General features: G+C 66.9%; 8 protein-coding genes, 1 tRNA gene and 2 pseudogenes. 3 read left to right on the top strand and 8 right to left on the bottom strand.

Features of this window, described 5'->3' with window-relative positions; all coding sequences use genetic code 11:
* Together KZA10_RS17755 and KZA10_RS05485 are read right to left on the bottom strand one after the other, a co-directional pair.
* Positions 1-243, bottom strand: a pseudogene (locus KZA10_RS17755) (FHA domain-containing protein); the annotation flags it as partial.
* A complete protein-coding gene (locus KZA10_RS05485) occupies positions 240-965 on the bottom strand; it encodes a DUF3662 and FHA domain-containing protein (RefSeq protein WP_055871597.1) in 726 nt (241 codons plus the stop codon). The pseudogene KZA10_RS17755 and the gene KZA10_RS05485, both read right to left, overlap by 4 nt.
* A 144-nt stretch (positions 966-1,109) precedes the next feature.
* On the opposite strand from KZA10_RS05485, the gene KZA10_RS05480 reads away from it, so the two are divergent.
* A tRNA-Leu gene (locus KZA10_RS05480) sits at positions 1,110-1,192 on the top strand.
* Between the two features lie 91 nt (positions 1,193-1,283).
* Here KZA10_RS05480 and KZA10_RS05475 read toward each other — a convergent pair.
* A complete protein-coding gene (locus KZA10_RS05475) occupies positions 1,284-1,781 on the bottom strand; it encodes a MarR family winged helix-turn-helix transcriptional regulator (protein ID WP_218682371.1) in 498 nt (165 codons plus the stop codon).
* 79 nt (positions 1,782-1,860) lie between these two features.
* Between KZA10_RS05475 and KZA10_RS05470 the strand changes: the two genes are divergently transcribed.
* Positions 1,861-2,622 (top strand): MMPL family transporter, encoded by a 762-nt coding sequence (locus KZA10_RS05470; RefSeq protein WP_256934452.1) that lies wholly within the window; start codon positions 1,861-1,863, stop codon positions 2,620-2,622.
* Between the two features lie 82 nt (positions 2,623-2,704).
* On the opposite strand, the gene KZA10_RS05465 is transcribed toward KZA10_RS05470, so the two are convergent.
* Entirely contained in the window at positions 2,705-3,676 is a 972-nt protein-coding gene (locus KZA10_RS05465) for a GNAT family N-acetyltransferase (protein WP_055875522.1), read from the bottom strand.
* A gap of 146 nt (positions 3,677-3,822) precedes the next feature.
* On the opposite strand from KZA10_RS05465, the gene KZA10_RS05460 reads away from it, so the two are divergent.
* On the top strand, positions 3,823-4,461 hold the full coding sequence (locus KZA10_RS05460; RefSeq protein WP_218682370.1) for a hypothetical protein: 639 nt from the start codon (positions 3,823-3,825) through the stop codon (positions 4,459-4,461).
* Between the two features lie 30 nt (positions 4,462-4,491).
* Here the strand turns inward: KZA10_RS05460 and KZA10_RS05455 are convergent, their stop codons facing one another.
* The 4 genes and pseudogenes from KZA10_RS05455 to KZA10_RS05440 all read right to left on the bottom strand — a co-directional run.
* On the bottom strand, positions 4,492-4,752 hold the full coding sequence (locus KZA10_RS05455) for a hypothetical protein (RefSeq protein ID WP_141385595.1): 261 nt from the start codon (positions 4,750-4,752) through the stop codon (positions 4,492-4,494).
* A 306-nt stretch (positions 4,753-5,058) separates the two neighbouring features.
* Positions 5,059-5,793 carry an SDR family oxidoreductase gene (locus KZA10_RS05450; protein WP_218682369.1) on the bottom strand — a complete coding sequence of 245 codons (735 nt, stop codon included), beginning with the start codon at positions 5,791-5,793 and terminating at the stop codon, positions 5,059-5,061.
* A complete protein-coding gene (locus KZA10_RS05445; protein WP_218682368.1) occupies positions 5,790-6,293 on the bottom strand; it encodes a MarR family winged helix-turn-helix transcriptional regulator in 504 nt (167 codons plus the stop codon). Before KZA10_RS05445 ends, KZA10_RS05450 begins: the two co-directional genes overlap by 4 nt.
* Positions 6,294-6,347: 54 nt before the next feature.
* Positions 6,348-6,662 (bottom strand): annotated as a pseudogene (locus KZA10_RS05440) (calcium:proton antiporter); the annotation flags it as partial.
* Between the last annotated feature and the right edge of the window lie 127 nt (positions 6,663-6,789).

The following is a 6,789-nucleotide window of genomic DNA, read 5'->3' as shown; positions in this document are numbered from 1 at the left end:
GCAGGAGCGCTTCCTCGAGGAGTTCGGCATCGTCAGCGGCACGTCGACCCACGAGGACCGACTGGCGACCATCCGCTCGGTGTACGAGACGACCGGTGAGGTCATCGACCCGCACACGGCCGACGGCATGCGCACTCGCACACCGAAGAGGTCGGCGCGCAGCGAGTACACGACACCGAACACGAAGAACCACATCAGGAGGAGGAACCCGATGCGCAGGAGAAGAAGGATCAGTTCACTCAACCGAGGGCTCCGAACGCTCGGGTGGCGTCGTCGCCTCTGCCCGCAGGACGCGAGGGTGCGGCCACGGGGACGATGCGGAACACCAGGTCGGTGCGTCCGATCGTGATCGTCGTGTCTGTCGGGAGGGCGGCTTCGCGCAGCTTCTGCCCGTTGACCTTCGTGCCGTTGGTGGAACCGAGGTCGCGCATCATGGCGCGCTCGCCGTCCCACAGGATCTCGACGTGCTTGCGGCTCGACCCCGCGTCAGCGATCGTGATGTCGGCATCCGAGCCTCGACCGATCACGGTGCGGGCGCGGGAGATGGAATGGCGACGACCGTCGACGTCGACCACGGCCTGCCAGCTGACGCGGCCCTCGACGGTGCCCGAGCTCACGCGCACCGTGCCGGTGGCGACCTTCTCGTCGGCTTCGAGGCTGATCGAGAGCGGGCCCGCGAAGCTGTAGCCCTGCGACGTGGCGTGCGTTGTCAGAAGAGCGTGCAGCTCGTCCGTGAGAGCGCCGCCGAGCCCGCGCATCCGCTCCGCATCGTCGGCGCTCAGACGCACCACGAAGCTGTTGGGCGCGATGATGCGGTCGCGGCTCACGACCGCGGCTTTCGTGTCGGCTTCACGCCGCAGCGCCGAAGCGATCTCCACAGGCTGGATGCCGCTACGGAAGGTCTTGGCGAACGCGCTGTTAACTGCGCGTTCGAGACCCTTCTCAAAGCTGTCAAGTAGTCCCACTGGGCTCCTCTGGCATGCCGACTGGTAGACACATCGTAGCCAGGTGTCCTGGGGGAACGCCGCCGATGGCCCTCCAGGCATGTGCAACGAGGCCGAAAACGCATGATATCTTTGGGAAGTTGAGTTCTTCGGAACGAGATACTCGCGCGAGTGGCGGAATGGTAGACGCGCTGGCTTCAGGTGCCAGTGTCCGTAAGGACGTGGGGGTTCAAGTCCCCCCTCGCGCACAGCGAGATGAAGGGCCCGGTCCATGGATCGGGCCCTTCGCTTTTCCGGAAACGCCGATCGAGCGGGGCCACCCTGCGGCTTCGGCGCCCTTCATTCGGAGTCCGATGATCCCGAATGGGCGTGCCGCCGCAGAGACTCGCTGACCTGCCGCAGGTAGCGGGTGATCACGTCTTGTTCGGCCGGCGTGAAGGCGTCCAGTTCGGCGTCGATCCCCATGATCATCGGGATCAGGCGACCCATCGCCTTGTCACGCGACGCGCGCCGCGGAGCTACGAGGATTCCTCGGCGGTCGTTCGGGTGGGGTTCTCGGGAGACGTGGTCGAGCGCGACGAGGCGGTCGACGGACGTGGTGGTCGCGCCCGCAGAGAGCCCCACTCTCCGCGCGAGCTCGGTCGGGGCCAGAGGACCGCTCATGAGCAGGTGCTCCATCACCTGCAGATCGGTGGGGTTGACCCCGAGTTCATCCGCGAGGGAGGACTCGAAGAGTTCGCTGAGTTCGATGAAGTCCCGAAGCAGGACCGTCGCCGGACGGGCAGGGATGAAGTCCGCCCCGTCGGCGTCGAAAGGTGGCACCCCGCTCGATTGCATGACCTCCACGATATCGCTACTATCTTTCGATAGTCATATAGTTTGATGATCGAACTACTATCCAAGGTTGGGACTTTTCATGGGCGCGCTCACACGGTTCCTGACGTCGGCGAAGACATCGTGGATCATTCTCGTGATCACGGCGCTCGCCGCAACCGCGCTGTTCGCCCTCGCCGGCAGCGAGGAGTCCGAGACGGCCCCGTCCGTCGGCCTGCCCTCTTCCGCCGAATCCGTCAAGGTCGATCAGTTGCTCGAAGAGTTCCCCAGCGCCGACGCGACCTCGGCGCTGCTGGTCTTCGCCTCCGAAGACGGCGTGCTCGACGAGAAAACGCTCTCCCTCATCGATCAGAAGGCATTCGGCGATCTTGCCGCGCTCGCCCTCCACGGCGCCGTACCGCCCGCTCAGGTCTCCGACGACGGAACGGTCGCCCTCGTGGTGGTGCCTCTCGAGCCGGAGCCCGACGTCGCGGAGCAGACTGCGCGCGCGCAGGAGATCCGCGACATCGCCGCGGCGGATCTGGAGGGAGTTCGCGTCTATCTCACGGGCGCTGAAGGCTTCGAGGTCGACATCGCCGCCGTGTTCGACGGGGCGGACTTCACCCTTCTCCTCACCACCGTCATCGTCGTCGCCGTTCTGCTGCTCATCACCTACCGCAGTCCATGGCTGTGGATCGTCCCCCTCGTCGTCATCGGCCTGGCCGACGCACTCGCGGGAATCGTCGCCCGACAGGTCGCCAGCGCCGTCGGCATCCAGCTCGATGCGTCGATCACGGGCATTCTCTCCGTACTCGTCTCATTCGGTCCTGGTCGATGCCGCCGGTGCGACCGTGGCTGCGACTGAGCCGGTCGGTACAGACGGCAACCCGCTGACGAGCCGGAACACCCGCGTCGTGAGGTGAGTGCGTCCTGAACCGGCGAGATCGTCAGCCCAGCGGGCCCTCGAGGATGGTGAGCACATCGACCTCTTCGAATCCGACCGATCGGTTGAGGGCGAGCATCGGCGCGTTCGTCAGGGCCGTGTAGGTCTGCAGAAACCGCGAGTCCGAGCTCTCCGGGAGGCTCATGAGACGACGGAGGTTGGCGACCTTCAACGCGCGGCCGATCCCACGACCACGAACCCGTTGCGCGACGAAGGTGTCGTCCTGAAGGACGATCTTCGGATCCGGCCGTGACAGCAGGATCTCGGTGTACCCCACGGCCTCCCCGTCCGCGCGCGCCACGCTCCGCACCAGGGCATACCCCTGTTCGGACATGCGCTCCTCGTTCCGGCGAACGGCCGCGACGTCGGCGGGCGCGGGGGTCCGTGTCAGGTCGCCCATCGGCACGTCCTCCGACATGTGAGCGCGAAGCCTCGCCCAGTCATCGAGCAGCTCATCCGGACACGCGCCCACCCAGGAGACGATGTCGACGTCTGCGAGTGCAGTCGGGAGCCGGTCGAGTGTCTTCGTGGAGACCGGGAGATCGACCACCTGGCGACTCTCGCGGACGCCCACCTGGAGCCCTTCGGAGCGTGCGAACGAGACCCCGGCATCGGAGTACGTCTCGGTGCGCATCATCGTGGCGGTGCCGCGCAGCGCGTTGCGGATTGCGTGGAGCAGTGCACGGGCGACGCCGCGGTGGCGGAAGGCGTCGAGAACCGCGATCTCGACGTCGGCAGGTTCGCCAGGATGCACGTGCGCTTCGGCCGCCCCGACCGGCACCTCGTCGATCTCCGCGAGCAGCAGCACTGAGCGGCGAGTCGGATGCGGGCTCTGGAACTGCAGGCGCGTCGCCTCGTCGCTGCGGGACCACACCTTCTGCCGCCCGGCCGAGTAGCCGTCTCGGAGGATGCCGTTCCACCGCAGAAGCTCTGCGACGTCGCGAGGATCGACATCCCTGATCCGGATGTTGCTCAAGGGTCACGACGCTCTCGGTGTTCGCAGACGGACAGATGCACGATCCAGGTTGCCATACCGCCGAGCCGTTCTCCCCTCTCGTGCGGCCGGGCGGTGTCTGAGATGGTGGATGCGGGATGTGCCCCTGAGCGACGAAAGGGTGAGAGATGAGCGGACCTGATCTCCCGGTGATCGCGGTCGAGGGCGCGTCATCACGGTGGTCGACGTGGTGGCTGGCATCCGGAGCGCTGTTCATCACGGCGGCCCTGTTGGCCGCGTTCCGCAGTCTTCCCGGGACGCTCGACGTCGATGCCCTCGCGATCATCTCGACCGCATCGACCTTGGCCTTCAGCCTCGCGCTGGTCGCCGCTGGTATCGGAGCTGCGCGCCGCGATGGCACTCTTCGACTTTCCAGAGGGGGGATCGTCGCCTTGTTCCTCCTCGCGGTCTGGCTCCCTGTGGGGCCGCCACTTCTGATGGTTTCGTTCGACTTCACCTCGGCGGCGCCGGTCTACGTGAACGCCCTCGTGAAGTTGGGGCTGTGCGGTGCGATCGTCGCCGGGGTGCTCCGCAGTTCGCTGGCGAAGCCGTGGCGGTTCATCCCTGCGATCGCGCTCGCCGCCGTGGTGCTGGGGTCGTTGATGGAGGTCGCGATGATGTCGGGCAGTGTCTCCGACCAGAACGCGATGATCCTCGTCTCCAATGTGCTGATCCTGACGTGCATCCTCGCCACCGGGGCGCTGGGTGCCGTTGCGCTCAGGGCTGCTCGCGCACGGGCGGGCTCGGTGGCCGTGTTCGGAGGATGACCGTCCTCACGGCACCGGCTCGTAACCCGCTCAGGGCGAGGTGCGCACACCCAGCTCGCTGGTGTCGCGGAGCCCGTGCGCTTCGAGGTAGGCGCGGATCGTGTCGTGGACAATGCGGATCTGTGCTTCGTTCCCCATCGCGGCCCGCATGGCGTCCATCGTGGGTGCCGGCTTGCCGTTTACCCGGTCCAGCGCCTCCCAGACGATGTCTTCGCGGGAGCCGCGGCCCATTGAATGCGGCATCGAGCTGAACACCGGGTTGGGCTTCCAGTCGTTTCGGTTCTCCTCCATCAGCGATTCCTCTCCTGTCTTCGGGTGCCCCTGAATGCGGGCGCACTCGGTCCTGTGCGCGGGCACGCCGAACACACCCGGGGTGGCGATGCTGCCCCCGATGGACGACGCGCTGTCCGGCGGCCAGACCGTTCCCCAGTGAGGCCGGATGCCGGTGGGAAGAAGGGGATGTGGTCGTCCGGTTCTCTTCGAGAATACACCTTATTTTGAGTCGCTAAAAATAAGGAGATGACGGGACAAGAGGAGGATGCTGAAAAGGCCCGGTCCGCAGCGGGATCGGACCTTTTCGTCGCGTGGCGTGGCGGGTCAGTCGCGCGGGGCGTCGTTCCAGGACCAGATGTCGTCACCGCGCAGCACCGCGTCGGCGCCGCCGTCGCAGTAGATGGTCTGGCCGGCCATGTGGGTGTTGGCCGGGCTCGTCAGCCACACCAGCAACTCGGCGATCGAGGATGCCGGCTGGTGGTAGTTCAGCGGCATCGGCACGGCGGCGTCGACCTGCGCCAGACCCTCCGGGCTGGCCAGCAATCCGGCGGTCATCGCCGTGGTGACGGTGCCGGGGGCGACGGCGTTGAGGGGGATCCCGGCGCCGGCCCAGGCTTCGGAGACGGATTCGCGGCGGACCCAGCGCGACAGGGCGCGCTTGCTGGAGGAGTAGTTGAGGAACCCGCCCTCGGCCGTGACGGCGAGCTGGTCGCCGATCTCGAGGGCTCGGCTCTCGTCGCCGTCCAGGGCCGCGTCGACGAGGTCCGCCGACACCGGCTGCAGCGATGCCATCGATGAGACCACGGCGGCCCGTGGCTGGTCTGCCAGGCTCAGCTTCGGCAGCAGCGCGGTGAGGAACTCTGTCACGCCGAAGTAGTTGATGGCCATGGTCTTGGCGATCGCCGCCGCGGTCCGACCGGCGGGTGTCGAAAGATCACCCGCGACCTCCACTCCGCCCAGGTCGACCCCGATCACGGTGTGTCCCTGGGCGCGAAGCAGTTCGGCGGTCGCGGCACCGATGCCGGATGCGGCGCCGGTGACGACGTAGGTGCGGGTCATGTTTCCTCCTGGGGTGATGGGACGTGGTCGGATGACGACGGGGATGTGGTGGCCCTGGATGTCGATTCGGGAAGGGCGGCGACGAAGCGGCTGAGATGGGCCTGGAACTGGGTGATCTCGTGCGCGGACCAGCCGGTGAGCGCGCCGCCGACCATCTGCTGCCCGGAGGCGACGAGGCGGGCGTAAGCGTCTCGGCCCGCATCCGTCAAGCGCACCTCGACCGTCCGCCCCGTTCGTACGCGATCGAAGAGCCCCCACGCCGACATGCGCGACACCAGCTTCGACGTCGTCGGGCGTGACATCGCCGCTCGGTCGGCCAGTCGACTGAACCCGAGGGAGCCGCCGTGCATGCCGACCACGTACAGGGCTCGTACCTCGATGGCGTCGAGGGAACCTCCGACGCTCGCGGCCACCTGTGTCTGCAACTCGCCCTGCGTCCACTCCGCGACCACGCGAACCAGCGCCTCGCGGATGTCTTCGATCTCGTCATCGACCGCCATGACACAAAGGATATCAGTTCAGTTGCGTGCGGCAACTGTCGGGATGGGCCGCGCTCAGCTGAAGAGGACCACCAGGTAGACCGCGAATGTCACGAGGTGTGCAGCGCCGTGCATCGCGGTCACCCTCTTCGCGGCGAAGGTCGTCACCGACAGCAGCAGCGTGACGCCGAGCATCAGCAGATTCGCCGGCGATTCCGCGAGCACGACGGTCTGGCCGGTGAACATGCCGATGATCAGCACCGCCGGGATGGTCAGGCCCACGGTCGACACCAGCGCGCCATGACAGAGGTTGCTCACGCGCTGGGCCTCACCGCCGAGCGCGGCGCGCACCGCAGTGATCGACTCCGGAAGGAACACGATGCCCGCGATTCCGGATGACCGCCTCGTTACAGGTCGATGCTTCCCCGACCACCGTCAGATCGGGGTGCGCGTCGAGGAGTCCGGCGATGCCGCGGCGCACGATCTCGTGATCGTCGACCAGGAACACTCGGTGCAT

The sequence above is a fragment of the Microbacterium sp. BF1 genome (assembly GCF_019279095.1).
GTDB lineage: Bacteria > Actinomycetota > Actinomycetes > Actinomycetales > Microbacteriaceae > Microbacterium > Microbacterium maritypicum.
Note: the sequence above shows the minus strand (reverse complement) of the source record. Positions and strands in the feature narration are given on the sequence as shown.